General features: G+C 71.3%; 20 protein-coding genes. 10 read left to right on the top strand and 10 right to left on the bottom strand.

Annotation, left to right across the window (positions count from 1 at the left end; genetic code table 11):
- Positions 1-59 precede the first annotated feature (59 nt).
- Positions 60-986, bottom strand: coding sequence for a Grx4 family monothiol glutaredoxin (grxD, locus tag CSC66_RS14595; protein ID WP_162378143.1), 927 nt, complete (start codon positions 984-986; stop codon positions 60-62).
- 61 nt (positions 987-1,047) lie between these two features.
- Here grxD and CSC66_RS14590 point away from each other — a divergent pair, with 61 nt between their 5' ends.
- A complete protein-coding gene (locus tag CSC66_RS14590; RefSeq protein ID WP_162378142.1) occupies positions 1,048-1,827 on the top strand; it encodes a polysaccharide deacetylase family protein in 780 nt (259 codons plus the stop codon).
- A 55-nt stretch (positions 1,828-1,882) separates the two neighbouring features.
- Entirely contained in the window at positions 1,883-2,536 is a 654-nt protein-coding gene (locus CSC66_RS14585; RefSeq protein ID WP_162378141.1) for an NAD-dependent epimerase/dehydratase family protein, read from the top strand.
- Positions 2,537-2,846: 310 nt separating this feature from the next.
- On the opposite strand, the gene CSC66_RS14580 is transcribed toward CSC66_RS14585, so the two are convergent.
- The 3 genes from CSC66_RS14580 to CSC66_RS14570 form a co-directional block, all read right to left on the bottom strand.
- Complete coding sequence (locus tag CSC66_RS14580; RefSeq protein ID WP_379655921.1) at positions 2,847-3,494, bottom strand: methyltransferase domain-containing protein; 648 nt, start codon at positions 3,492-3,494, stop codon at positions 2,847-2,849.
- Between the two features lie 71 nt (positions 3,495-3,565).
- On the bottom strand, positions 3,566-4,219 hold the full coding sequence (locus CSC66_RS14575) for an SGNH/GDSL hydrolase family protein (protein ID WP_162378139.1): 654 nt from the start codon (positions 4,217-4,219) through the stop codon (positions 3,566-3,568).
- 17 nt (positions 4,220-4,236) lie between these two features.
- Complete coding sequence (locus tag CSC66_RS14570; protein WP_162378138.1) at positions 4,237-5,511, bottom strand: pyridoxal phosphate-dependent aminotransferase; 1,275 nt, start codon at positions 5,509-5,511, stop codon at positions 4,237-4,239.
- A 301-nt stretch (positions 5,512-5,812) separates the two neighbouring features.
- Between CSC66_RS14570 and CSC66_RS14565 the strand changes: the two genes are divergently transcribed.
- Both CSC66_RS14565 and rsgA read left to right on the top strand, forming a co-directional pair.
- Positions 5,813-6,790 (top strand): alpha/beta hydrolase, encoded by a 978-nt coding sequence (locus CSC66_RS14565; RefSeq protein ID WP_162378137.1) that lies wholly within the window; start codon positions 5,813-5,815, stop codon positions 6,788-6,790.
- A 138-nt stretch (positions 6,791-6,928) separates the two neighbouring features.
- Complete coding sequence (rsgA, locus tag CSC66_RS14560; protein ID WP_162378136.1) at positions 6,929-8,047, top strand: ribosome small subunit-dependent GTPase A; 1,119 nt, start codon at positions 6,929-6,931, stop codon at positions 8,045-8,047.
- Positions 8,048-8,062: 15 nt separating this feature from the next.
- On the opposite strand, the gene CSC66_RS17715 is transcribed toward rsgA, so the two are convergent.
- Positions 8,063-8,413 carry an MliC family protein gene (locus CSC66_RS17715; protein WP_274381875.1) on the bottom strand — a complete coding sequence of 117 codons (351 nt, stop codon included), beginning with the start codon at positions 8,411-8,413 and terminating at the stop codon, positions 8,063-8,065.
- On the opposite strand from CSC66_RS17715, the gene CSC66_RS14550 reads away from it, so the two are divergent.
- Entirely contained in the window at positions 8,397-9,668 is a 1,272-nt protein-coding gene (locus CSC66_RS14550; protein WP_379655919.1) for a flavohemoglobin expression-modulating QEGLA motif protein, read from the top strand. The two genes, CSC66_RS17715 and CSC66_RS14550, sit on opposite strands and share 17 nt — an antisense overlap.
- 481 nt (positions 9,669-10,149) lie before the next feature.
- Here the strand turns inward: CSC66_RS14550 and CSC66_RS14545 are convergent, their stop codons facing one another.
- The 5 genes from CSC66_RS14545 to CSC66_RS14525 are packed head-to-tail and all read right to left on the bottom strand — an operon-like array spanning position 10,150 to position 15,565.
- Positions 10,150-10,542, bottom strand: coding sequence for a RidA family protein (locus CSC66_RS14545; RefSeq protein ID WP_162378134.1), 393 nt, complete (start codon positions 10,540-10,542; stop codon positions 10,150-10,152).
- A gap of 27 nt (positions 10,543-10,569) precedes the next feature.
- Positions 10,570-12,057, bottom strand: a complete 1,488-nt coding sequence (locus CSC66_RS14540; protein WP_202935666.1) for an N-acyl-D-amino-acid deacylase family protein — start codon at positions 12,055-12,057, stop codon at positions 10,570-10,572.
- Between the two features lies 1 nt (position 12,058).
- Complete coding sequence (locus tag CSC66_RS14535) at positions 12,059-12,931, bottom strand: MurR/RpiR family transcriptional regulator (RefSeq protein ID WP_202935665.1); 873 nt, start codon at positions 12,929-12,931, stop codon at positions 12,059-12,061.
- Entirely contained in the window at positions 12,928-14,289 is a 1,362-nt protein-coding gene (locus tag CSC66_RS14530) for a GntT/GntP/DsdX family permease (protein WP_162378132.1), read from the bottom strand. Before CSC66_RS14530 ends, CSC66_RS14535 begins: the two co-directional genes overlap by 4 nt.
- Before the next feature lie 4 nt (positions 14,290-14,293).
- Positions 14,294-15,565, bottom strand: coding sequence for an amino acid deaminase (locus tag CSC66_RS14525; protein WP_162378131.1), 1,272 nt, complete (start codon positions 15,563-15,565; stop codon positions 14,294-14,296).
- 265 nt (positions 15,566-15,830) lie between these two features.
- On the opposite strand from CSC66_RS14525, the gene CSC66_RS14520 reads away from it, so the two are divergent.
- From CSC66_RS14520 to CSC66_RS14500, 5 genes are all read left to right on the top strand, one after another.
- Positions 15,831-18,125, top strand: coding sequence for an NADP-dependent malic enzyme (locus tag CSC66_RS14520; protein ID WP_162378130.1), 2,295 nt, complete (start codon positions 15,831-15,833; stop codon positions 18,123-18,125).
- A 141-nt stretch (positions 18,126-18,266) separates the two neighbouring features.
- Positions 18,267-18,461 (top strand): hypothetical protein, encoded by a 195-nt coding sequence (locus tag CSC66_RS14515; protein WP_162378129.1) that lies wholly within the window; start codon positions 18,267-18,269, stop codon positions 18,459-18,461.
- Between the two features lie 115 nt (positions 18,462-18,576).
- A complete protein-coding gene (locus tag CSC66_RS14510; RefSeq protein WP_162378128.1) occupies positions 18,577-19,122 on the top strand; it encodes a CPBP family glutamic-type intramembrane protease in 546 nt (181 codons plus the stop codon).
- Positions 19,123-19,161: 39 nt separating this feature from the next.
- Entirely contained in the window at positions 19,162-21,312 is a 2,151-nt protein-coding gene (locus CSC66_RS14505; RefSeq protein WP_274381874.1) for a peptidase domain-containing ABC transporter, read from the top strand.
- Positions 21,309-22,568, top strand: coding sequence for an HlyD family secretion protein (locus tag CSC66_RS14500; protein ID WP_162378127.1), 1,260 nt, complete (start codon positions 21,309-21,311; stop codon positions 22,566-22,568). Before CSC66_RS14505 ends, CSC66_RS14500 begins: the two co-directional genes overlap by 4 nt.
- Positions 22,569-23,014 lie beyond the last annotated feature (446 nt).

Here is a 23,014-nt window from a genome sequence, read left to right as displayed (position 1 = left end):
CGGGAGCCGGACGCGCCCCGGCGTCGCCCATGAGGATGGGCTCCTACACGGGCGGCCGCTCAGTAGCGCGGCACGCTGCCGTCGACTTCGCCAGCCCAGCGGTCGATGCCGCCTTCGACGTTGAACACGTGGGTGAAGCCCCTGCCGCGGAACTCCTCGGCCGCCTGGCCGCTGCGACCGCCGTGGTGGCACAGGAACGCCAGGCGGGTGTCCTTCGGCAGCGCCTCCAGGTCTTCGCGGCCGCCGCCGTCGAAGGTGCGGTGGGCGACGCCGACCGAGGCGATCGCGCGCTCGTCGGCCGGGCGCACGTCGACCAGCACCAGCTCGCCGGCGCGCACCTGGCGGTCGGCTTCGGCCGGGGTGATCGCCTGCACGGGCTTGGGCGCGTTCGGGTTGTCGATCGCCAGGCCCTGGCCGCGGAAATCGTCGACCCAGTCGATGGTGATGCCGTTGGCGCGGCGCGCGCTGGCCGGGTCGAACTGGATGCGCAGGCCGTTGGTCTCCACCGCGATCGCGTTCTCGTTGCGCGGCGCGATCTGGAAGCGCGGCTGGAAGCGCGCGTCGATGCCCAGCGACAGCGCGGCGTTGCCGGCATCGGCCAGCGCGCCGCGCAGCTTCTCTGCGGCCGCGTCGGTCACGGTCACCTGCGGCGGCGTGCGGTCCGGCGCCGGCAGGCCCAGCAGCTGCGACAGCTCGCCGCTGGCGGACAGCTGCTCGATGATGTCGCTGCCGCCGACCAGCTCGCCGTCGATGTACAGCTGGGGGATGGTCGGCCAGTTGCCGAACACCTTGATGCCCTCGCGGATCTCCTGGTCGGCCAGCACGTTGACGTGCGCGTACTCCACGCCCAGGTCCTCGAGCACGCCGGTGGCCTTGGCCGAGAAGCCGCACTGCGGCATGCCCGGCTGGCCCTTCATGAACAGCACCACGCGGTTGGCCTGGAGCAGCGATTCGATGCGCGAACGCAGGGCGGGATCGAGGGACATGGCGGGACTCGCGTAGGGGAACGTCGGGCCGGCCATTCTACCCCCGTGGCATCATGCGGCGATGACCACTCCGGCAACGCTGCATCGCGTCCCGCGCCATCCGCACGCCTGGCTGGCCTGGCTGCTGCTGTCGCAGCTGGCGGTGGCGCTGTTGTGGTGGCGGCTGGGCTGGACCTGGGGCCTGCCGGCGCTGGTGCTCTCGCACCTGGCCTTCGTCGTCCCGGTGTTCATGCCCCGGGCCCGCCTGTACGCCCCGGTCCTCGATCGCCTGCCGGTGGACGAACGCGCGGTCTGGCTGACCATCGACGACGGTCCGTCCGGGGACACCGCCGCCATCCTCGCTGCGCTGGACCGGCACCGGGCGCGCGCCACGTTCTTCCTGGTCGGCGAACGGGCGCAGGCGCACCCTGGCCTGGTCGGCGAGATCCTTCGCCGCGGCCACGGTATCGGCAACCACAGCCAGACCCATCCGGCCGGCCGCTTCTGGGCGCTGGGGCCGCGTGCGATGGCCGGCCAGGTCGGACAGGCGCAGCAGGCGCTCGCCCGCCTGGCCGGCGCGCCCCCGCGCTGGTTCCGCTCGGTGGTCGGGCATACCAACCCGTTCGTGGCCGCGCCGTTGCGCGCGCATGGACTGGCGCGCGTGGCCTGGACCGCGCGCGGCTACGACGCGGTCGACGGCGATCCGGTGCGGGTCCTGCAACGTATCGGCCGCGACCTGGCTCCCGGCGCGATCGTGCTGCTGCACGAGGGCGCCGCGCACGGCCGCAGCGTGGAGATCGTCGAGGCGACGCTGTGCCTGCTCGAGGAGCGCGGCTACGCGACGCTCGAACCTCCGGAGTAGCGTTCGGCCCGGTCGCGCGGGGACGCGCCGGCACGCGATGGGCTAGGGTGTGGCCATGGACGACCACGTGCCCGCCCGTACCGTGCTGCTGGCCGGCGCCACCGGACTGGTGGGGCGCCAGGTGCTGGCGCTGCTGCTGGACGATCCGCGCGTGAAGCGTGTGGTCGCGCCCACGCGCCGGCCGTTGCCCCCGCATCGCAAGCTGCTGGACGTGCAGCTCGACTACGAGCAGCTGCCCGAGGACGCCTCCTGGTGGGCGGTCGACGCGGTCGTGTGCACGCTGGGGACCACGATGGCCATCGCCGGAAGCCGCGAAGCGTTCCGCCGCGTCGACTACGACTATCCGATGCGCGTGGCCGAGCTGGCGCGTCGCCATGGCGCCGGCGCCTATGCGCTGAATTCGGCCAAGGGCGCCGATCCGCGGGCGCTGTTCTTCTACAGCCGGGTCAAGGGCGAGCTTGAACGCGACCTGGCCGGGCTGGGCTATCCGTCACTGACCTTCGTGCGGCCCGGGCTGATCGGCGGCGAGCGCAGCGAGAGGCGCACCGGCGAAAGCGCCGCCGCGGTGGTGCTGGGCGCGCTGGGACCGCTGCTGCCGCGTGCCTGGCGGATCAATCCGGCATCGCGGATCGCCGCGGCGCTGGTCGAGGCGGCGCTGTGCGCGCGGCCGGGGGTGCATTCCGTGTCTTCGGCGGAGCTGGCCGATTAGGGGCGCGAATGCCGATGCGCGGCGATCGACGTTCAAACGCAGGGCCAGTCTCTCTTTTCGGCGATCGAAGCCAGGGCCGTGAACCTCGCGAAGGACGCCGTGGCTTGCGGATATGTCCCAAGTGGCACATGGATGTGCCACGGCCCTTCGTAAAGACAGGACGTCGTCCCGAAGGGTGGGGCATATCCGCAAGCCGCGGCGGCCCCGTCCGGAGCTGACGCTTCGACAGGTCACGGCGGCCCCGTCCGGAGCTGATGCTTCAACAGGCCGCGGCGGCCCCGCCCGGAGCTGACGCTTCAACAGGCCACGGCTACTCGCGCCAGGCCACGACCCGCCAGTTGTTGAACGGCGTGTCGCCGTACAGCGGGGTGAACTCGCTGCGCAGCCCGGCCGCCTCGAACCGCGCGCGCAGCATCGCCGCTTCCGGATAATGGCGCGGCGCTGCGTTCATCCAGCGCAAGCCGCGGGCGAGGAAGTCGCCGGCGCGGGTGATGCGGGCGCGTGGGCTACCGTCGTCCAGGCCGGTGCGGATCACCAGGACCGCGCCGGGGTCGAGCATCCCGACCAGCGCATCGACGATAGCGACCTGCCGCGCCGGCTCGAAGAACTGCATGACGTCCAGGATCGCGACGCTGCCGCGGTGCGGCGGCAGCGCCTTGGACAGGTCCAGGGTCTCGAAGCCGGCGTCGAGCAGGCCGGCGCGCGCGGCGGCGCGGCGCGCCGAGGCGATCTTGCGCGCATCGTTGTCCACGCCGAAATAGCGCACGCGAATGCCGTCCTGCTGCAGCGCATGCGCCAGCAGGCCGATGCCGCAACCAAGGTCGAGCACCGGTGCGCGGGTATCGCGCAAGGCCTCGCACACGCCCGGATACAACGGGTCGCTGCGCAGCTTGGCCTGCGCGTAGTAGTAGTGGTAGCGGTTGCCCAGCGGCCAGTCGGGCAGGAACGCGCACGCGATCTTCTGCGCGCGCTCGCCGGGTAGGGGCCGGCGCGCGGGATCGTTGCGCGCGGCGGTGGCGGCCGCGTCGCTCACCGGCCCAGCGCCTGCCGCGCGGCGGGCAGCGCCTGCGCGGTCCACAGCGCGTACATCGCCGCCGACGGATGCAGGCCGTCGTCGACCAGCATCGCGGCCTCGCCGCCGCGGGCGCGACTCACCGGGGCGATGTCGATCCAGTGCGCACCGGCGCGTGCGGCCTCCTCGCGGCAGACCGCGTTGAACGCGTCGACCTGCGCGCCGACCAGGCCGGCATCGCGGGACTGGGCGAAGGCAAACGGGGTCACGCCCCAGTCGGGGATCGCCAGCACCAGCACCCGCCGCGGATCGCCGCCGGCGAAGGCGACCGCCCGCTGCAGCAACGCGGCGAACTGGACGCGGAACTCGTCCAGCGGCCGGCCGCGGTACTGGTTGTTGACCCCGACCAGCAGGCTGACCAGCGCATGCTCGTGGCCGATCGCCGCCTGCGCGTGCGCGTTGTCGATGCCCGCGTCCAGTTCGTCGGTGGTCCAGCCGGTGGTGGCGATGATCCGCGGATCGGCGATCGCGATGCCTTCGCCACGCAAGGCGGCGGCCAGCTGCACCGGCCAGCGCCCGGCCGGCTCGACGCCTTCGCCGATGGTGTAGGAATCGCCGAGCGCCAGGTAGGCCGGTGCGGCAGGGGATGTCGGATCGACCGGGCCGGTCATCGTGCGGCGGGTCGCGCTCAGGCCGCCGCGTGCCGCGACTTGGCCTTCAGCGGCACGACCTTGGTCGCCGCTTCGGCACGGCGCGCCAGCGCACGGTCGATACGCCCGAACACCTCGCCCATCACCCCGGCCTGCGGCAGCAGGGTGACGCGGAAATGGTCGCGGTAGGGCACGTTGAAGCTGGAGCCGGGCACGATCAGCACGCCCTCAGTCTCCAGCAGCTCCAGCGCGAACTGGTGGTCGTCGAAGCCGCGCGCCGCCGGACCGACCACCGACGGGAACGCGTACAGCGCGCCGGCCGGTTCGACCAGCCGCAGGTGCTCGCTGGCGGCGCAGGCCTCGATCACCGCGCGCCGGGTCTCGTACAGGCGCCCACCGGGCGCGCACAGTTCGCTGATCGTGTCCGGGCCGTTGACCGCCGCGGCGATCGCGTACTGGCCGGCGACGTTGGCGCACAGGCGCAGGCCCGACAGCAGGTCCAGCGCGTTGCGGTACTCGGAGGTGCGCTCGCGGGTGCCCGTGAGCACGGCCCAGCCGACCCGCCAGCCGCAGGCGCGATGGACCTTGCTCAGGCCGCTGAAGGTGATGCACGGGTGGTCGCCGGCGATCGGCGCCAGCGGCTCGAACGCGGCGCCGTCGTACAGCACCTGGTCGTAGATCTCGTCGACCAGCAGCAGCAGGTTGTGGCGCTGGGCGATGGCGACCAGGCGCTCGAGCAGCTCGCGCGGGTAGACCGCGCCGGTCGGGTTGTTCGGGTTGATCAGCACGATCGCGCGGGTGCGCGAGGAGACCAGGCCCTCGACCTCGACCGGGTCGGGCAGGAAGCCGTTCTCCGGCGCGCAGCGGTAGTACACCGGGCGGCCGTCGTTGAGGATGGTGGCCGCCGACCACAGCGGGTAGTCGGGCGAGGGCACCAGGACTTCGTCGCCCGGATTGAGCAGGGCGCGCAGGGTCATGTCGATCAGCTCGGACACGCCGTTGCCGACGAACACCCGGTCGCTGTCCACGTGCGGTGCGTTGCGCGCGCGGTAGGCCGAGGCCAGCGCCTCGCGCGCGGCCGGCAGGCCGAGCTGGTGGGTGTAGGGGTCGGTGTGGTCGATGTCGTCGATGATCGCCCGCTGCAGGTGCGCGGGGGCGCGGAAACCGAACGCGCCGGGATTGCCGATGTTGAGCTTGATCAGCGTGCGTCCTTCCGCCTCCAGCGCATGCGCTCGCCGGGCCAGTTCTCCGCGGATCTCGTAGCGGACTTCTGACAGGCGCTCGCGGACGCTGAGCGGTTTCTCGATGGACATGGCGGCACGCCGGCGGGGGTGGGAAGAGGTTCGCATGGTAGCGAAAAAAGCGCCCGCAAGTGCCTGTTGCCATTGGGGACGCAACGGACGCGCCGGGGCGATCTGTTTCTGTCGCAACGGAGCCCGGGCCGGACCGCGGATGGAGGGGCCGCAAGCCGGTGCGCCCATTCCGCGCCGCACAGCCATCACCAAGGCGTTATGTCGGCCACGCAACTCCTGATCACTGCGCCGCGGACGCTGGCCTATGCTCGCCAGCGCGCATGCATCCGCACTCGAATCGTCCCATCCAGGAGGCAACCCGATGACGTCCACTCCCCGCGCGCTCCCGCGCACTGCCGCGTTCGCCCACGCGGCGGCCTGGCTGTTCGCTCTGGCCGGGTTGTCCGCCGTGCCGGCCGCACGGGCGCAGGACGACGCGATGGTCCCGATCGCGATCCCGGCCCAGCCCGATGCCATCGAACTGGGCACCGGTGCCTTGCCGGGGGCCGGCACCGCCGAGTCGTGGCATCGCCAGTACGAGAGGGTCTTCGCGCGCAACGTCACCGTGGCCACCCTGACCCCGTTCCTGCCCGACCCGGCCAAGGCCACCGGCACCGCCGTGATCGTCGCCCCGGGCGGCGGCTTCCGCACCCTGTCGATGGAGAACGAGGGCTGGGACGTGGCCCGCGCGCTGGCCGACCGTGGCGTGGCCGCGTTCGTGCTGAAGTACCGGCTCAACCAGACCCCGGCCGAAATGAAGGCCTTCGAGCAGTCGATGCGCGAGATGTTCGCCGGCGGTCCGCCGCGGCGCATGGACCCGGCCGAGGCGATCGCCGGCCTGGGCCCGCAGATCGCCGATGCCCGCGCCGCCTTCGCCCTGGTGCGCGAACGCGCCGGCGAGTGGGGCGTGGATCCGCAGCGGATCGGCATGGTCGGCTTTTCCGCCGGCGCCATGCTGACCATGGCCACCACCCTGGCCGGCGAAGAGGCCAGGCCGGCGTTCATCGCCAACATCTACGGCCCGCTGGCGCCGGTGGCCGTGCCGGCCGATGCGCCACCGCTGTTCATCGCCCTGGCCGCCGACGACGGCCTGTTCGCCAACAGCGGCTTCGGCCTGGTCGAGAGCTGGCGCGCGGCCGGCCGTCCGGTCGAGTTCCACTTCTACGAGCAGGGCGGGCACGGCTTCGGCATGTACCCCAAGACCACCACAAGTACCGGCTGGTTCGATGCCTACGTGCGCTGGCTGTCCATGCACGGCCTGCTCGACCGCGACGGGCGCGCCACCGCCGCCGCGGACTGAACCACCGCCCGGGCAGCCGGCAGGTCGGCGTGCCTGCCGCGGGACCCGCGTGCGCGACACGGCATCTCTTCGTACGAGGGGGCAGGGCGTCGGTCCGTTCCGCTGGGTTCGTCGCCCGCGGCTGACTACAATGCGTCGATGACGCCTGCCGCCCCCGACTACCCCTCCCTGCGCCGCATCGGCTGGCCGTGGGTGGGCGAAGCGGAGGACACGGACTGGCAGGCGCTGGCGGCGGGCCATCCCGGCGCCCGCCCGGCGCGGGTGAGCGAACAGCACCGCACCGGCTACGTGCTCGCCGACGCCCCCGACACGGGTTTCCGCGCCGAGTCGCCGCCGGAGTGGCAGCGTCGCCCGGTATTCACGGCCGACGGCATCCCGCTGCACGAACGCGCCGCGGTCGGCGACTGGGTGCTGCACGACGGCCGCCGGATCCTGGCCCTGCTGCCACGGCGCAGCGCGATCAAGCGCGCGGCGGCCGGCGAGCACTACCAGCAGCAGGTGATCGCGGCCAACGTCGATACCGCGTTCGTGGTCTGCGGCCTGGACGCGGACTTCAACCCGCGCCGGATCGAGCGCTACCTGCTGCTGGTCGGCGGGGGCGGCGTGCAGCCGGTCGTCGTGCTGACCAAGGCCGACCGCGACGGCGCCGACGTCGATGCCGCGCTGGCCGCGCTGGCCGACCTGCGCGCGCAGGGGGTGCCGGTGCTCGCGCTCAACGCCAAGGACGGCGACGCGGTCGCCGCGCTGGCGCCGTGGCTGGCGCCCGGGTGCACCGCGGTGCTGGTCGGTTCCTCCGGCGCGGGCAAGTCGACCCTGACCAACAGCCTGCTCGGCGAGGAACGCATGCGCACCAGCGCGGTGCGCGAGCACGATTCGCGCGGCCGCCACACCACCACCCATCGCGCGCTGATCGCGCTGCCGTCGGGCGCCTGCCTGATCGATACGCCCGGCATGCGCGAGCTCAAGCCCACCGGCGAGGAAGAACTCGCCGACGGCGGCTTCGCCGACATCGAGGCGGTCGCCGCGCAATGCCGCTTCAGCGACTGCGCCCATCGCAGCGAACCGGGCTGTGCGATCCGCGCGGCGATCGAGGCTGGTGCGCTGGATCCGGCGCGCGTCGCCAACTACCTCAAGCTGCGCGACGAGATCGCTGGCGCCGCCGACCGCCTGGCCACCCGGCTGGCGCAGAAGTCGGACGCGCGCGTGCAGAACAAGGCACTGCGCAAGCGCCTGGACGAGAAATACCCGCGCCGCTGACGCGCGGCCGGGCGGCTACTCCGCCGCAACGCAGGTGCGCGGCGGCTCGCCGGCCAGGGTCAACCTGCCGTCCTCCATGCCCTTGGTCCACAGCTCGTTGCCCTGGGCGTCGGCGTAGCGCGCACCGGAACCCGACACCGCCAGCGGCAGGGTGAGGACCCGGTCGCCGATGGCCAGGGCAAGCGGCTCGCCAGCAGGGTTCCCGCGCGGGCGTTTCCCCGCCGTGAACGCCGGCCGGCGGACGGCTTGGCTAGACTGGCTGCGACCTCCTGCGCCAGCGTATGCCGATGCCCCTGCCCATCCGCGTGGTCGCTTTGCCCCTCGCCGGCCTGCGAGCCCGGTTGGCCGGATGAGCGGGCCCGCCATCATGACCGGCGCGCCGCGCGACGTGGTCCACCACGCCGCGCTCGACGCGCGCATGGTCGAGGCGGTGCGCGACATCCGCCTGCTGGCGCTGGCCAGCTGGCCGGCCCGGGTCCAGGTCGAGTTCCTGGAGCGCTGGCATCGCGGCGTGGCGGCGTTGCCGGAGGTCGCCTATCGGCCACTGGACTTCGGCGCGCAACGGCGCGAACTGGACGCGATCGCCATCGCGGCCGAGCCCGGCCATCCGCTCGGCGACTACCTGCGCGAGTCCGCGGCCAGCTGGAGCCGCGCTGCCGCGCTGCTCGAGGTGCTGGGCACGGCGCAGGCCTGCACCGAGTCGATCGCACTGTTCGGCCGCCCGGACGAGGTGCTGCCCGGCGACGGCCCCACCGCACGCGAGGCCGCGGGGCACTTCATCCAGATCGCCAGCGAGCTGGACCACGAGCTGCTCGCGCCGCAGGAACAGGTGCCGATCTCGGCGACCGCGCTGTCGCTGCAGTTGCAGCGCGACCTGGACGAGTTCTTCGGCGCGCGCGTGATCACGGTGGAGCTGGACCCGGAACTGATCGCCAAGGCCGCCGCCGGCCCGTCGCGGATCCGCCTGCGCGCCGGCGCCGCCTTCAGCGATTACGACCGCCGCCAGCTGTTCCACCACGAGGCGCTGGTGCATTCGCTCACCGCGATCAACGGCCGCGAACAGCCGCACCTGCGCAGCCTGGGCCTGGCCTCGCCGCGGGTCACCGCCACCCAGGAGGGCCTGGCCACGTTCGCCGAACAGATCACCGGCAGCATCGACATCGAGCGCATGAAGCGGATCAGCATGCGCATCGACGCGGTGGCCATGGCGCTGGAGGGCGCCGACTTCCTGCAGGTGTTCCGCTACTTCCTCGACGGCGGGCAGAACGAGGCGGAGAGCTTCGTCTCGGCCCAGCGCGTATTCCGCGGCGTGCCGCTCACCGGCGGCCACGCCTTCACCAAGGACACCGTGTACCTGCGCGGGCTGATCGGCGTGCACACCTTCTTCCGCCGCGCGCTGCAGCAGGACCGGCTGCGCCTGTGCCGCTGGCTGTTCGCCGGCAAGATGACCCTGGACGACCTGGTGCGCTTCGAACCGCTGTTCGACGACGGCACCCTCGCGCCACCGCGCTGGCTGCCGCCGTGGGCGCACCGCGCCAGCGGCCTGGCCGGCATGCTCGCGTTCTCGCTGTTCGCCAACCGCATCCGGATGGACCGGATCGCCGACTGCCCGCTGGATTGAGGCCCGCCGGGGGCAACGCGCCGCGAGGCGACCGCGCCGCCGGTATCGCGACGGCCTCGCCGGTGCGGCCGTCATCGGGTCGCCGATGAATCGCGACGGCCTCGCCGGTGCGGTCGTCATCGGGTCGCCGATGAATCGGCTCCTACGCGGGAAGCGTGGCGGTGCGCGGTTGGTTGCGCGGCGTGCGGGATTCCTTGCGCGGCGTGGGGATCCCTGTAGGAGCCCATCCTCATGGGCGACCGCGCCGCCGGAATCGCGACGGACTCGCCGGTGCGGCCGTCATCGGGTCGCCGATGAATCGGCTCCTACACGGGAAGCGTGGCGGTGCGCGTTTGGTTGCGCGGCGTGCGGGATTCCTTGCGCGGCATGCGGACCCCTGTAGGAGCCCATCCTCATGGGCGACCGCGCCGCACGTTCCGCGAGCCGCTCACCGTTGCCATGGCGCCCGGCAGCCAACGATTCGGCCCCGGGAGCAGCGCGATCACCCGGGACGCTTGTACGCCACGCAGTCCACCTCGACCTTGCAGTCGACCACCATCCGCGATTCCACGCAGGCGCGCGCCGGCGGGTGCTCGCCGAAGTAGTGCCGGAACACGTTGTTGAACGCGTAGAAGTCGCGCGTATCGTCCAGCCACACCCCGCAGCGGACCACGTGCTCGGGACCGTAGCCGGCCTCGGCCAGGATCGCCAGCAGCGACTGGATCACCACGTGCGCCTGCTCGGTGACGTTGCCGGTGACCAGTTCGCCGTCGCGCATTGGTACCTGCCCCGACACGTACAGCCAGCCGTCGGCCTGCACCGCGCGCGAGAACGGCATGTGCTGCCGGCCCTGGCCGGTGCCGCCCTCGGCGCCGTAGCGGATGATGTCGCTCATGGATCGTCTCCTGGGAACGGAAGGAAGTCAGCGCGGCGCGAGGAAGCGGCCGTGGCGCCCGGCAGCCACCGCCTGGCCGTCGTAGGCGCGGCGGCCGTTGACCCAGACGGCGTGGATGCCCGCGGCCGGCTGCACCGGATTGTGGAAGTCGGCCACGTCGCGCACCGTGGCCGGGTCGAACAGCACCAGGTCGGCCGCCATGCCGGCGCGGATCGCACCGCGGTCGTGCAGGCCGAAGCGCGCGGCCGGCAGGCCGGTCATCTTGTGCACGGCGGTATGCAGCGGGAACAGCCCCGCATCGCGCGCGTAGTGGCCGAGCACGCGCGGGAAGGTGCCCCACAGGCGCGGATGCGGGCGCGGGTCGCGCGGCAGGCCGTCGGAACCGATCATGGTCAGCGGGTGGGCCAGGATCCGGCGCACGTCGGCCTCGTCCATGCAGTGGTACACCGCGCCGGCCGGCTGCAGCCGCCGTGCCGCGCCGACCAGGGTGGTGTGCCAGTCGGCGGCGATGTCCGCCAGCAGGCGGCCGCCCTGGTCCGGATGCGGTTCGGACCAGGTGACCAGGATGTCGTAGTCGCCGGTCACCTGCTTCAGGTCAAGAGTCGAGGAACTGGCCGCGTAGGGGTAGCAGTCGCAGGCCACGTCCTGGACGTCGGCGCGATGCTCCCGCGCCGCATGCTCCAGCGCGGCCAGGACCTCGGTGCTGCGGCCCCAGTTGTCCACGCCGGCGCACTTGAGGTGCGAGATCCGCACCGGCGCGCCGCTGTGGCGGCCGACCGCCATCGCCTCTTCCATCGCCGGCACGATCCGCGCGAACTCGTCGCGCAGGTGGCTGGCGTAGGCATGGCGCCGGCCATCCAGTTCCTCCGACAGCGCCAGCACCTCGCTGTCCGGGGCCTGCAGCGCCGAGGCGTAGGCCAGGCCGGTGCTGAGGCCCAGCGCGCCGGCGTCCAGGCTTTCGCGCAGTTGCACGCGCATGGCCGCGACCTCCGCGTCGCTGGCGGCACGGTCGAGGCGGTCCATGTGGTTCTGGCGCAGCGCGGTGTGGCCGACCAGCGCGGCCACGTTCACCGCCGGGCGTGCCGCCTCGACCGCGGCGCGGTAGTCGGCGAAGCGCGGATAGGCGAACTCTTCGTCGGCGCCGAGCAGGTTCATCGGATCGGGCACGCCGCCGCCACCCGCGCCGCCGCCCGGCACCACGGGGCTGGCGCTGATCCCGCAGTTGCCCACCACCACCGTGGTCACGCCCTGGCTCAGCTTGGCCGGCATCGCCGGCTGGCGGATCACTTCCAGGTCGTCGTGGGTGTGCACGTCGATGAAGCCCGGGGCCAGCGCCAGCCCGTTGCCGTCGACGGTCTCGCCGGCGCTGCCCTCGACCGTGCCGACCGCGACGATGCCGCCGTCGCGCACGCCGACATCGACGACCGCGCCCGGCGCGTCGCTGCCGTCGTACACGCACGCGCCGCGCACGACCAGGTCGTAGTCATGGCGGGCAGGGGAGCGCGTGCGGCCCACGTCAGTCCCCCAGCGGCAGGCGTTCGTCGTCGCCGCCGCGCCAGGTGTCCAGCGCCAGCTTGGTCCGGCGCAGCCGCTCGCGGTTGCCGGCCGCATCGCACAGGGCCACGGTGGTGGCCAGCACGTCGATCGCCAGCAGCACCGCATAGCGCGAGGCCGAGGGCTTGAACACGAAGTCGGTCTCGTCCAGCACCAGCGGCAGCAGCCATTCGGCCTGCGCGGCCAGCGGCGTGCCGGCGCGTGTGATCGCCGCCAGCCGCGCGCCGTAGCCGCGGGCGATTTCGAGTGCCTCGCGCAGTTCCGGGTTGAGCCCGCCCACCGACAGCGCGACCACCACGTCGCCCGGCTCCATCGCCGCGGCGAGCATGCGCATGGCCACCGCGTCACTGCAGGCGGCGGCGGGAAGACCCAGCCGGGTGAGGCGGTGCTGCAGTTCCTGCGCGAACACGGCCGAGCTGCCGCCCATGCCGAACACGTGCACGCGGCGCGCGCCGGCCAGCGCCTGCGCCAGCGAGCCGACCACCGGCTCGGCCAGGCCGGCCAGGTTGCGGCGCACCACCGCTTCGACATCGCCGGCGATCTGCGCATGCAGCGCCGGCAGCGGCGGCGCGTCGGCCTGCTCGAGGAAGCGCCGGCCGACCGCGCCGGCCTCGGCCAGACGCGCGCGCAACTCGCGCACATGGGCGCAGCCGACCGCCTTGGCGAAGCGCGACACCGCCGCCACGCTCACCCCGGCGCGCGCGGCCAGCTCGCCCACGCCCGACTGCGCCGCGGCCGGGATGTCGGCCAGGATCGCATCGGCGACGCGCCGCTCCACCGGGCTGAAACCGTCCAGGCGCTGGCGCAGCTGGTAGACAAAATCGTGCACGGTCACGCGCCCAGCACCGTCGCCAGCAGCGCGGTCAGCGCCAGTGCGACCAGCGATACCAGCGTCTCCAGCACCGTCCAGGTCTTGAACGTCTGCGCCACCGACATGTTGAAGTACTCCTTGATCAGCCAGAAGCCGCCGTCGTTGACATGCGACAGGATCAGCGAGCCGGCGCCGGTGGCCAGCACCAGCAGTTCCGGGTGCGGGTAGCCGGCGGCCAGCGCGATCGGAGCCACTATCCCCGCGGCGGTGCTCATCGCCACCGTCGCCGAGCCGGTGGCAATGCGCATCAGCGCGGCCACGGTCCAGCCCATCAGCAGCGGCGACAGCTCGAAGCGCTGCGACAGCGCGGTGATCTCCGCGGCCACGCCGGTCTTGACCAGGATCCCGTTGAGTCCGCCGCCGGCGCCGACCAGCAGGGTGATCGCCGCGGTCGGCGCCAGGCACTCCTGCGAGAACTTCAGGATCTGCTCGCGGTTGAAGCCGCGCATCAGGCCCAAGGTGACGAAGCTCAGCAGCGTGGCCAGCAGCAGCGCCACCACCGAATTGCCGAGGAAGCGCAGCCATTCGTTGGCCTGGGTGCCCGGCGTGGCCAGCACGTCGGCCCAGCCGCCCAGCAGCATCAGCCCCACCGGCAGCAGCAGGGTGGCGACGGTGATGCCGAAGCCGGGCAACTGTTCGTCCGGCACGCGGCCGTGGCCTGCGTCCAGCAGTGCCGCTTCCATCGGGTTGTGCGCCGGCAGCCGTACGCGCGGGGCGACGAACCTGGCGAACACCGGCCCGGCCAGCGCCGCGGTCGGCAGGCCGACCAGCAGCGCGTAGAACACGGTCTGGCCGACGTCGGCCTGGTATTCCTTCACCGCCAGCATGGCCGCCGGATGGGGCGGAACCAGCCCGTGCACCACCGACAGTCCGGCGACCATCGGCAGCCCGACCAGCAGCAGCGGTACTCCGGTGCGGCGGGCGACGTTGAACACGATCGGCACCAGCAGCACGAAGCCGACCTCGAAGAAGATCGGAAGCCCTATGCCGAACGCCACCAGCATCATCGCCCAGTGCACGTTCCCCGGGCCGAACCACGCGATCAGCGTGCGCGCGATGCGCTCGGCGCCGCCGGACTCGGCCATCATCTTGCCGAGCATGGTGCCCAGCGCCACGATCAGGGCGATATGGCCCAGGGTGCGGCCCACACCCTGCTCGTAGGCAGCGACGATCTCGCCGGCCGGCATGCCCGCGGCCAGGGCCAAGCCCAGCGACACGAGGGTGAGGGTGATGAACGGATTGAGCCGGTAGCGCGCGATCAGCACGATCAGCGCGCAGATCGCGATGGCGGCGTAGAGCAGCAGCAGGGTCCCGGTGACCATGCGGTCAGAAGAACGTGCGCACGGCGCCGGTCACCCGCCAGGCGTCGTCCACGCGCAGCAGGTGGCGCCACTTGTCGAAGGTCAGGCACGGATGCGAGATGTCGAAGCACAGCAGGTCGCCGACCTGCAGGTCGTCGTCGCCGGCCAGTTCGAGGAAGGCGTGCTGGTCCATCATCGCGCCCAGCCGCCAGTGCGCCGGCGCGTCGCGAGGCGCGTCGTCGCCGGCGCGGTAGTGCAGCGCCGGCAGCGGCAGGCCGGCGTCGAACGCCGCGTCGCGCTTGCCCAGGCCGACGATGGCCCGGCCCGGCTCGGGCCGCGACTGCACGCAGGCCCACAGCTGCAGCGCCGGGCGCAGTCCTTCGGCCATCGAGCGGGCGACCGGATTGGCGGCGTGGATGCGCGCATCGGCCTCGCGGTAGGCGCCGGCGTCGTGGGTCAGGTAGCAACCCGGCCGCAGCAGCACGCGCACGCCGGGATCCTTCGCCGTCTCGGCGAACTCCTCGGCGACCACGTCGTACCAGGCCGAGCCGGCCCCGGACAGCAGCGAGACCGGCTCGGCGAGGGCGCCGTTCTCGCGCAGCGCCTGCAACGTGGCGACCGTGCGACGGAGCAGGGCGCGGATCCCGGCTTCATCCTTGAGCACGCCCTCGTAGGTCTCCACCCCGACCAGCGCCAGCGACTGCGGCCAGCGCGCGATGGCTTGGGTCACTTCGCGCGCCTGCGCTTGGTCGCGCACGCCGGTGCGGCCGCCGGCCACGCCGATTTCCAGCAGCAGGCGCAGGCGCTGCCCGCGGCCGGCGAAGAACGTGCCCAGCGCCTGCGCATTGGCCGCCGAATCGACCAGGCAGCAGAACTCGAACTCCGGATCGGCCAGCAGCCCGGAGATGATCGCCATGTTGGCCCGGTCGACCAGCTGGTTGGCCATCAGTACCCGGCGCACGCCGTGGCGGTACGCGTCGTGCACCTGCGGCGCGGTCGCCAGGGTGATGCCCCAAGCCCCGGCGTCGAGCTGCATCGCGAACAACTCCGGACTCATCGTGGTCTTGCCGTGCGGGGCCAGCTCGACCCCGTAGGCGGCCATGAACCGGCGCATCCAGTCCAGGTTGTGGGCCAGGGCCGAGTCGCGCAGCACCGCCACCGGCAGGCTGACCTCGCCTTCGAGGATGCGCCAGCCGGCCGCGGCGACTTCCCCGGCGTCGAACACCGCCTGGCCAGCGCCCAGGCCCTTGCCGGCCAACTCTCCGCCCGGCGTCTGAAAGAAATTCTCGTGTGGCATCCCGATCCGGCCCGTGGCCCCCGCCTTCCTTACCGCAACCTATGTACCACGTAGCACAAGGGCTGGAAAACTTTTTCATACGCGAAGGCGCGCGGACCGCGCCACGCCGCCCCGCGCCACCCGGGCCGGCCGCCGCCTGCAACCGGTGTCAGCCCGTTGCCGCAAGCGCCTGTGCCGATTCCGTCAGCCAGCGCGGCGGCCGCGGCCGGGACCCCGCCAGCGGCGTCCGCGTAGAATCCCGTGCCTGCCCCTCGCCGTGACGGACATGTCCGAACAAGAAGACTTCAAGCAGGCCGCCCTCGACTCCCACCGCCAGCCCCGCCCCGGAAAGATCAAGGTCGCCCCGACCAAGGCGATGCTGACCCAGCGCGACCTGGCGCTGGCCTACTCCCCCGGCGTGGCCTACGCCTGCGAAGCGATCGTCGAGGACCCCAGGCAGGTCAGCGAGCTGACCGTCCGCGGCAACCTGGTGGCCGTGGTCACCAACGGCACCGCGGTGCTCGGCCTGGGCAACATCGGCCCGCTCGCCAGCAAGCCGGTGATGGAAGGCAAGGGCGTGCTGTTCAAGAAGTTCGCCGGGATCGACGTGTTCGACATCGAGATCGACGAGAACGACCCCGACAAGCTGGTCGACATCATCGCCTCGCTGGAGCCGACCTTCGGCGGCATCAACCTGGAGGACATCAAGGCGCCGGAGTGCTTCATCGTCGAGCGCAAGCTGCGCGAGCGGATGAACATCCCGGTGTTCCACGACGACCAGCACGGCACCGCGATCATCGTCGGCGCCGCGGTGGTCAACGCGCTGCACGTGGTCGGCAAGAAGATCGAGGACGTGAAGCTGGCCACCACCGGCATGGGCGCGGCCGGCGTCTCCTGTGTGGACATGCTGGTGTCGCTGGGCCTGAAGCCGGAGAACATCACCGCGTTCGACCGCGGCGGCGTGATCCACACCGGCCGCACCGACCTGGACCCGGACAAGCAGCGCTACGCCCGTGACACCGAGGCGCGTACGCTGGAGGAGATCGTCAAGGGCGCCGACGTCTTCCTCGGCCTGTCCGCCGGCGGCGTGCTCAAGCCGGAGATGGTCGCCACCATGGCGGAGAACCCCGTCATCCTGGCCCTGGCCAACCCCTATCCGGAGATCCTGCCCGAGGACGCCAAGCGCGTGCGCCCGGACGCGGTGGTCGCCACCGGCCGCTCGGACTACCCGAACCAGGTCAACAACGCGCTGTGCTTCCCGTACCTGTTCCGCGGCGCGCTGGACGTGGGCGCCACCGGCATCAACGAGGCGATGAAGGTCGCCTGCGTGCACGCCATCGCCGCGCTGGCCCGGCGCGAGGCCTCCGACCTGGGCAGCGCCTACGGCGACGACATCCCCAGCTTCGGCCGCGAATACCTGATCCCGCGCCCGTTCGACCCGCGCCTGCTGGTGGAGCTGTCCTCGGCCGTGGCCCAGGCGGCGATGGACTCGGGCATTGCCGAGCGCCCGATCGAGGACATGGCCGCCTACCGCGAGAAGCTGGGCCAGTTCGTCTACCGCACCAGCCTGATGATGAAGCCGGTCTACGACCGCGCCCGCGCCGACAAAAAGCGCGTGGCCTACGCCGAGGGCGAGGAAGAGGTGGTGCTGCGCGCGGTGCAGACCGTGATCGACGAGGGCGTGGCCTTCCCGATCCTGATCGGCCGCCCGGAGGTGATCGAGAGCCGGATCCAGCGCCTGGGCCTGCGGATGAAGGCCGGCGTGGACTTCGAGATCACCAACCAGGACGACGACCCGCGCTTCAACGAGTACTGGCAGCACTACCACGCCATCACCGAGCGCCGCGGCGTGACCGTGCAGGCGGCCAAGAACCTGATGCGCTCGCGGCCCACCCTGATCGGCTCGGTCATGGTCGCCCGCGGCGAGGCCGACGCCCTGCTCACCGGCGTGGTCGGCCGCTTCCACAAGAAGCTCGGCTACGTGCGCAGCGTGATCGGCCTGGACCCGGGCGTGCAGTCCACCGCCGCCATGACCGGGGTGATCAACAACCAGGGCGTGTGGTTCTTCCTCGATACCCACGTCCAGGACGACCCCACCGCCGAGCAGATCGCCGAGGCGACCCTGCAGGCCTCCTACCGGCTGAAGCTGTTCGGCATCGAGCCGCGCATCGCCCTGCTGTCGCACTCCAACTTCGGCAGCCACGAGACCCCGGGCGCGCTGAAGATGCGCAAGGTCCGCGAGCTGCTGCTCAAGCGCGTGCCCAAGCTGAATGTCGATGGCGAGATGCAGGGCGACACCGCGTGGGACGAGCTGCTGCGGCAGAAGATCATGCCCAACAGCACCCTCAAGGGCCGCGCCAACCTGTTCGTGCTGCCCAACCTGGACTCGGCCAACATCGCCTACAACATGGTCCGCGTGGTCACCGAGGGCGTGGCCATCGGCCCGATCCTGATGGGCATCAGCAAGCCGGTCCACATCCTGACCTCCAGCGCCACCCCGCGCCGGGTGCTGAACATGACCGCGATCGCCGCGGTGGATGCGCAGATCCGGGCGCAGCGGGAGGGGGAGCGGAAGGGGTGATGCGGATCAGGGATTTCCGACCCCGGATCCGGAGTCGGACTATCCCGCCGGCGAGGCGGTTGTGCGATAGGTAGGCGGCCGGCCAAGCCGGCCATGCGGACCAGGGTGGCCCGTCATGCATACAACCAAGGAGTGGATGTCATGCGTAGTCTGACTGTGGATGAGGTGGGGGCGGTTGCTGGTGGGGAGCTGGAGTGCACCGTGACCGTGTCGAAGGATCCGTCTCTGTCGTGTACCGGTTCGGCTTCCGATTGGGCTGCGGCGGGGAAGGCGGTGTGGAATTTCCTGGCGGCCAGTCCTGTCACGGTCCCCGGCATCATTGAACGCATCAAGTGACCAATCCGAGGAAGAGCGCTCGCGCTCTTCCTCGTTCAGGCGCGCCGGGCGCACGCCGCCCGGTTCGCGTGCCGCTGGGTGGCAATTTCTAGGGGCTGGAGTCCTCGCGACGGTATTGGCTGCCGGCCTGATTCGCTTAGGAGAGATTTTTGCAGTGGCCGGCGCCAAGCCACTAACCGAACTTCTTCTCGCGGTAATTCTCCTAAAGCTTTACCCCGAACCGCATGTTGCATCTTGGACTCTTAAGCGCGCCGCGGCACTTCTATTGCTCGGTTGTAGTTTGGCTATCTTCTGGGTGGTTGTTTTTGCATGGGGCAGGACACGATTCCCCGATCTTGCTGCCGGTAGCGAAGTCGCTGTTCTCGTCGGCTTGTCGAGCTCGATAGTCACCGCGCCAATTTTTGAAGAGAAGGTGGTCAGGAATCTTTTGCTTCGTGGAGGGGCGATTCTGGCCACGCCTTGGTTGTCGGCGGTTGTCGTATCCGCAGTTTTTTCCCTAGTTCATAGAAATGCAGTGGCATGGTCTTTCATTCTTTCGATGGTGCTTTGTTGGTTGGCGCTGAGTAAGAACATTGGAACGCTTCAGAGAGCGGTTGTTCATGGTGCAGTGAATGCCATAGTTATGGCTTGGTACCTCACGTCCGGCTTTGGCTTCTTCTGATTGGGCTAGGTAAGTGAACTGACGAGAGAGGGTGCAGGTGTGACAAGGACTGTCATCCTCCAGGCCGAACCCGCCGAATGCGGACTGGCCTGCCTGGCCATGGTGGCCTCGCACCATGGGATGGTGCTGCCGCTGCGCGAGCTGCGTCGCCGCTTTCCGCTTTCGCTCAAGGGCGCCAGCCTGTCGCGGTTGCTGGATGTCGCCGCGCGGCTGGGGCTGTCGGGCCGCGCGCTGCGGCTCGAGCTGGGGGAGCTGACGCAGTTGCGTACACCCTGCGTGCTGCACTGGGACCTCAACCACTTCGTCGTACTCGAAAAGGCGGGTCCGCGCGGCGCCTCGATCATCGATCCGGCGAACGGCAGCCGGCGCGTCTCCGCCGAAGAGCTGTCGCGCCATTTCACCGGGGTGGCGCTGGAGCTGTCGCCGGCGGCCGGGTTCAAGCCGGAGCGGCAGCCCCTGTCGATCCCGCTGCGCCATCTTGCCGGTCCGGTATCGGGCTTCTGGCGCGCCCTGGCCGTCGTATTCGCGCTTTCGCTGGTGCTGCAGGTATTCGTCCTGCTCGCGCCTTTCTTCATGCAATGGGTGGTCGACCAGGTGCTCGTCGCGGGCGACCGCGACCTGCTGGTGGTGCTCGGAATCGGCTTCGGCCTGTCCGCGTTGCTCCAGGTCGGCACGGGTGCGCTGCGGGGCTGGGCGGTGCTGGCGCTGTCCATGCAGCTGGGCATGCAGTGGACGGCCAGCGTGTTCGCGCACCTGCTGCGGCTTCCCCTCGGCTACTTCGAGAAGCGGCACCTCGGCGACGTGATCTCGCGCTTCGGCAGCGTGCAGGCGATCCAGCGCACGGTCACCACCGGGTTCGTCGAAGTGGTGATCGACGGCATGATGGCGGTCGCCACGGTGTCGATGCTGTTGCTGTACAGCCCCCGACTGGCGCTGGTCACGCTGGTGGCCGCATTGCTGTACCTGTGCATCCGGCTGCTGGCGTTCGGCGCCCTGCGCGAAGGCACCGAGCAGCACATCGTGGCGGCGGCGCGCCAGGAGGGCCACCTGCTGGAGACCCTGCGCGGCATGCAGTCGGTCAAGGTGGCGCGCTGCGAACCGGTCCGCCAGTCCGCCTGGCTGAACCTGATGGGCGAGACGGTCAACCGGGAGGTTCGGCTGGCGCAGATGGGCATCGGCTTCCAGGCTGCCAGCCAGCTGGTGTTCGGCATCGAACGGGTGGCGGTGATCTGGATGGGGGCGCTGCTCACGCTGGAGGGCGCGTTCTCGGTCGGCATGCTGGTGGCGTACCTGGCCTACAAGGACCAGTTCGCGCAGCGGGTGGCGGCATTGATCGACCGCGGGGTCGAGTTCCGCATGCTGCGCCTGCACGGAGAGCGCCTGGCCGACATCGTGCTGGCCGAGCCGGAGTCCGACAGCGGCCTGCCGGAAACCGGGACGCCGGCGGATGCGGCGATCGAGGCGGTCGGGCTCGGCTTCCGCTATGCCGAGGGCGAGCCATGGGTACTGCGTGACTGCAACTTCAGGATCGGGGCGGGCGAGTCGGTGGCCATCGTCGGCGCCTCCGGCTGCGGCAAGACCACCCTGGCCAAGCTGCTGCTGGGGCTGCTGCCGGCGACCGAGGGAGGAATCCGCTGGGGCGGCATCGGCATCCGGCAGCTGGGCAGTGCGTCCTACCGGAAGCTGGTCGCGGCGGTGATGCAGGACGACCACCTGTTCGCCGGCAGCATCGCCGAGAACATCGCCTTCGGCGACGAGGATGCGGACCCGCGCCGGATCGAGGAAGCGGCCCGGCAGGCCGCCGTGCACGACGAGATCGCCGCCATGCCGATGGGCTACCACAGCCTGATCGGCGACATGGGCACTACGTTGTCCGGCGGCCAGAAGCAGCGCGTGATTCTCGCCCGTGCCCTGTACCGGAAGCCGCAGTTGCTGGTGCTCGACGAAGCGACCAGCCACCTCGACGTCGCGCGCGAACGCGAAGTCAACGAGGCGGTCCGGCGCCTGCACCTGACCCGCATCATCATCGCCCATCGCCCCGAAACCATCGCCAGCGCCGATCGGGTGCTCGAGCTTCGCGATGGCCGGATCTGCGAGAGGCCGCGCAGCGATGGCCTCGCTGCCGGCGCCGCGCCGGCCATGGAGTCCGTCGGCGGGATCGGCACGTCGATCATTGGCCTGCCGGCATGAATGCGCCGCTCTTCCGTCCGGAGGTCGTACAGGCGCGGCGACAGGACTGGCTCGGCAGGATCTCCCTCGCCCAGCCCATGCCGGTGTGGGTGGGAGCCGTGTTCGCGCTGCTGGCCGCGGGAGCGGTCGCATACCTGCTCCTGTTCGGGGAATACGCGCACCGCTCGCGCGTGGGTGGCCAACTGGTGCCGGACCTCGGCGTGTCCACGGTGGTCGCCCCGACCTCGGGCATGGTGGGCCGGATGACGGTCGAGGAGGGCGCCAGCGTCGCCCGCGACCAGGCGCTGGTGCGAATCGACCTGCCGCGCGTTGCCGCGAGCGGTGCCGATGCCCACACCGTCATCGGCCGTGGGCTGGACGAGCGCGATTCCTCGAGCGCGCAGCTGGCGCAGGCCCAGCTCGCGCAGCTGGCGGTCCAGGAGCAGGGCCAGCAGCGCCAGCTGGCGATGCTGCGCACGGAGCTGGGCCAGGTGCGCGCGGGCATCGCCACGCGCGACGCGCAGGTGCGGCTGGGACGCGAGACCGCCGAGCGCTACCGCGAGGTCGCCGCCTCCGGCTATGTCAGCGTGGTGCAGGTGCGCCAGCAGGAGCAGGCGATGCTGGAGATGCTCAATGCGCGGCAGGTGCTCGAACGCCAGGCCACTGCGCTGGCGCGCGAGATCGCCGGGCTGGAGCAGGCGCTGGCCGGGCTGCCGGCCCAGCGCGAAGCCATCGAGGCGACCGCGCGACGCGAACACGCGTTGCTGGCCCAGGAGCGTTACCGCCATGAGGCCGACGGTGGCGTGCTGGTGAAGGCACCGCTGGCGGGCCTGGTCGCCCATCGCTTCGTCGAGCCCGGCCAGGCGGTGCAGCCCGGCCAGCCGTTGCTGAGCCTATTGCCCGAGGGTGCGCGATTGCAGGCCCAGCTGCAGGTGCCCAGTCGCGCGATCGGCTTCATCCGGCCGGGTGACCGCGTACGGCTGCGCTACCAGGCCTATCCGTTCCAGAAGTTCGGCCACCAGGGTGGGCGCGTGGCCCGCATCTCGCGCAGCGCGGTTCCCCCTGTTGCCGGCGCGCCGTCGTCCGAGCCGCATTACCGGATCCTGGTCGCGCTGGACCGCCAGGAGGTGCTGGCCTACGGCAGGCCCGAACCGCTGCGCCCGGGGATGCTGCTGGAAGCCGACATCCTCGGCGAGCGCCGCAAGCTCCACGAATGGCTGCTGGAGCCGCTGTACTCGCTGCGCGGCGGCGATGGCGTGGCCGCACCCGGCCATTGAAGGCGGAGCCGCCGGCTAGCGCCCCTCGCCGATGGTCCCCCGTGTAGGAGCCCATCTTCATGGGCGACACTGGCGTCGCAGCAGCAGGAACGTCCCCTGTGCCGGTGTCGTTGACGAGATAGCCGCGTCGTTCGGGGCGTCGGGTCGCCCATGAGGATGGGCTCCTACGATCGGTGGCATCGGGTCGCCCATAAGGATGGGCCCTACGTTCGGGGCGCCGGGTCGCCCATGAAGATGGGCTCCTACAGGCGGCGGCCGCGCTGCCGCTAACCTATGCGGGCCGGCAGCACTGCCGCCGGCTCCCGGGCCCCCGCCGCCGTGACCTGCCGGGTTTTTTAGGACCACCGGTTAGTTGACGATGGCTCGGTGGGTCGGTTGCTGCTCTTGCTGCTGATCTTCCTTGAACTGCTTGGGTGTCCGGTAGCCAAGGCTGGAGTGCGGCCTGT

The organism is Pseudoxanthomonas kaohsiungensis (assembly GCF_010211765.1).
Lineage (GTDB): Bacteria > Pseudomonadota > Gammaproteobacteria > Xanthomonadales > Xanthomonadaceae > Pseudoxanthomonas > Pseudoxanthomonas kaohsiungensis.
This window is presented reverse-complemented; position numbering and strand designations above follow the sequence as displayed.

What these genes read in the sequence shown, in the direction of transcription:
- grxD (WP_162378143.1), bottom strand. Translation starts at nt 986, where the DNA reads ATGTCCCTCGATCCCGCCCTGCGTTCGCGCATCGAATCGCTGCTCCAG.
- CSC66_RS14590 (WP_162378142.1), top strand. Translation starts at nt 1,048, where the DNA reads ATGACCACTCCGGCAACGCTGCATCGCGTCCCGCGCCATCCGCACGCC.
- CSC66_RS14585 (WP_162378141.1), top strand. Translation starts at nt 1,883, where the DNA reads ATGGACGACCACGTGCCCGCCCGTACCGTGCTGCTGGCCGGCGCCACC.
- CSC66_RS14575 (WP_162378139.1), bottom strand. Translation starts at nt 4,219, where the DNA reads ATGACCGGCCCGGTCGATCCGACATCCCCTGCCGCACCGGCCTACCTG.
- CSC66_RS14570 (WP_162378138.1), bottom strand. Translation starts at nt 5,511, where the DNA reads ATGTCCATCGAGAAACCGCTCAGCGTCCGCGAGCGCCTGTCAGAAGTC.
- CSC66_RS14565 (WP_162378137.1), top strand. Translation starts at nt 5,813, where the DNA reads ATGACGTCCACTCCCCGCGCGCTCCCGCGCACTGCCGCGTTCGCCCAC.
- rsgA (WP_162378136.1), top strand. Translation starts at nt 6,929, where the DNA reads ATGACGCCTGCCGCCCCCGACTACCCCTCCCTGCGCCGCATCGGCTGG.
- CSC66_RS14550 (WP_379655919.1), top strand. Translation starts at nt 8,397, where the DNA reads ATGAGCGGGCCCGCCATCATGACCGGCGCGCCGCGCGACGTGGTCCAC.
- CSC66_RS17715 (WP_274381875.1), bottom strand. Translation starts at nt 8,413, where the DNA reads ATGGCGGGCCCGCTCATCCGGCCAACCGGGCTCGCAGGCCGGCGAGGG.
- CSC66_RS14545 (WP_162378134.1), bottom strand. Translation starts at nt 10,542, where the DNA reads ATGAGCGACATCATCCGCTACGGCGCCGAGGGCGGCACCGGCCAGGGC.
- CSC66_RS14530 (WP_162378132.1), bottom strand. Translation starts at nt 14,289, where the DNA reads ATGGTCACCGGGACCCTGCTGCTGCTCTACGCCGCCATCGCGATCTGC.
- CSC66_RS14525 (WP_162378131.1), bottom strand. Translation starts at nt 15,565, where the DNA reads ATGCCACACGAGAATTTCTTTCAGACGCCGGGCGGAGAGTTGGCCGGC.
- CSC66_RS14520 (WP_162378130.1), top strand. Translation starts at nt 15,831, where the DNA reads ATGTCCGAACAAGAAGACTTCAAGCAGGCCGCCCTCGACTCCCACCGC.
- CSC66_RS14515 (WP_162378129.1), top strand. Translation starts at nt 18,267, where the DNA reads ATGCGTAGTCTGACTGTGGATGAGGTGGGGGCGGTTGCTGGTGGGGAG.
- CSC66_RS14500 (WP_162378127.1), top strand. Translation starts at nt 21,309, where the DNA reads ATGAATGCGCCGCTCTTCCGTCCGGAGGTCGTACAGGCGCGGCGACAG.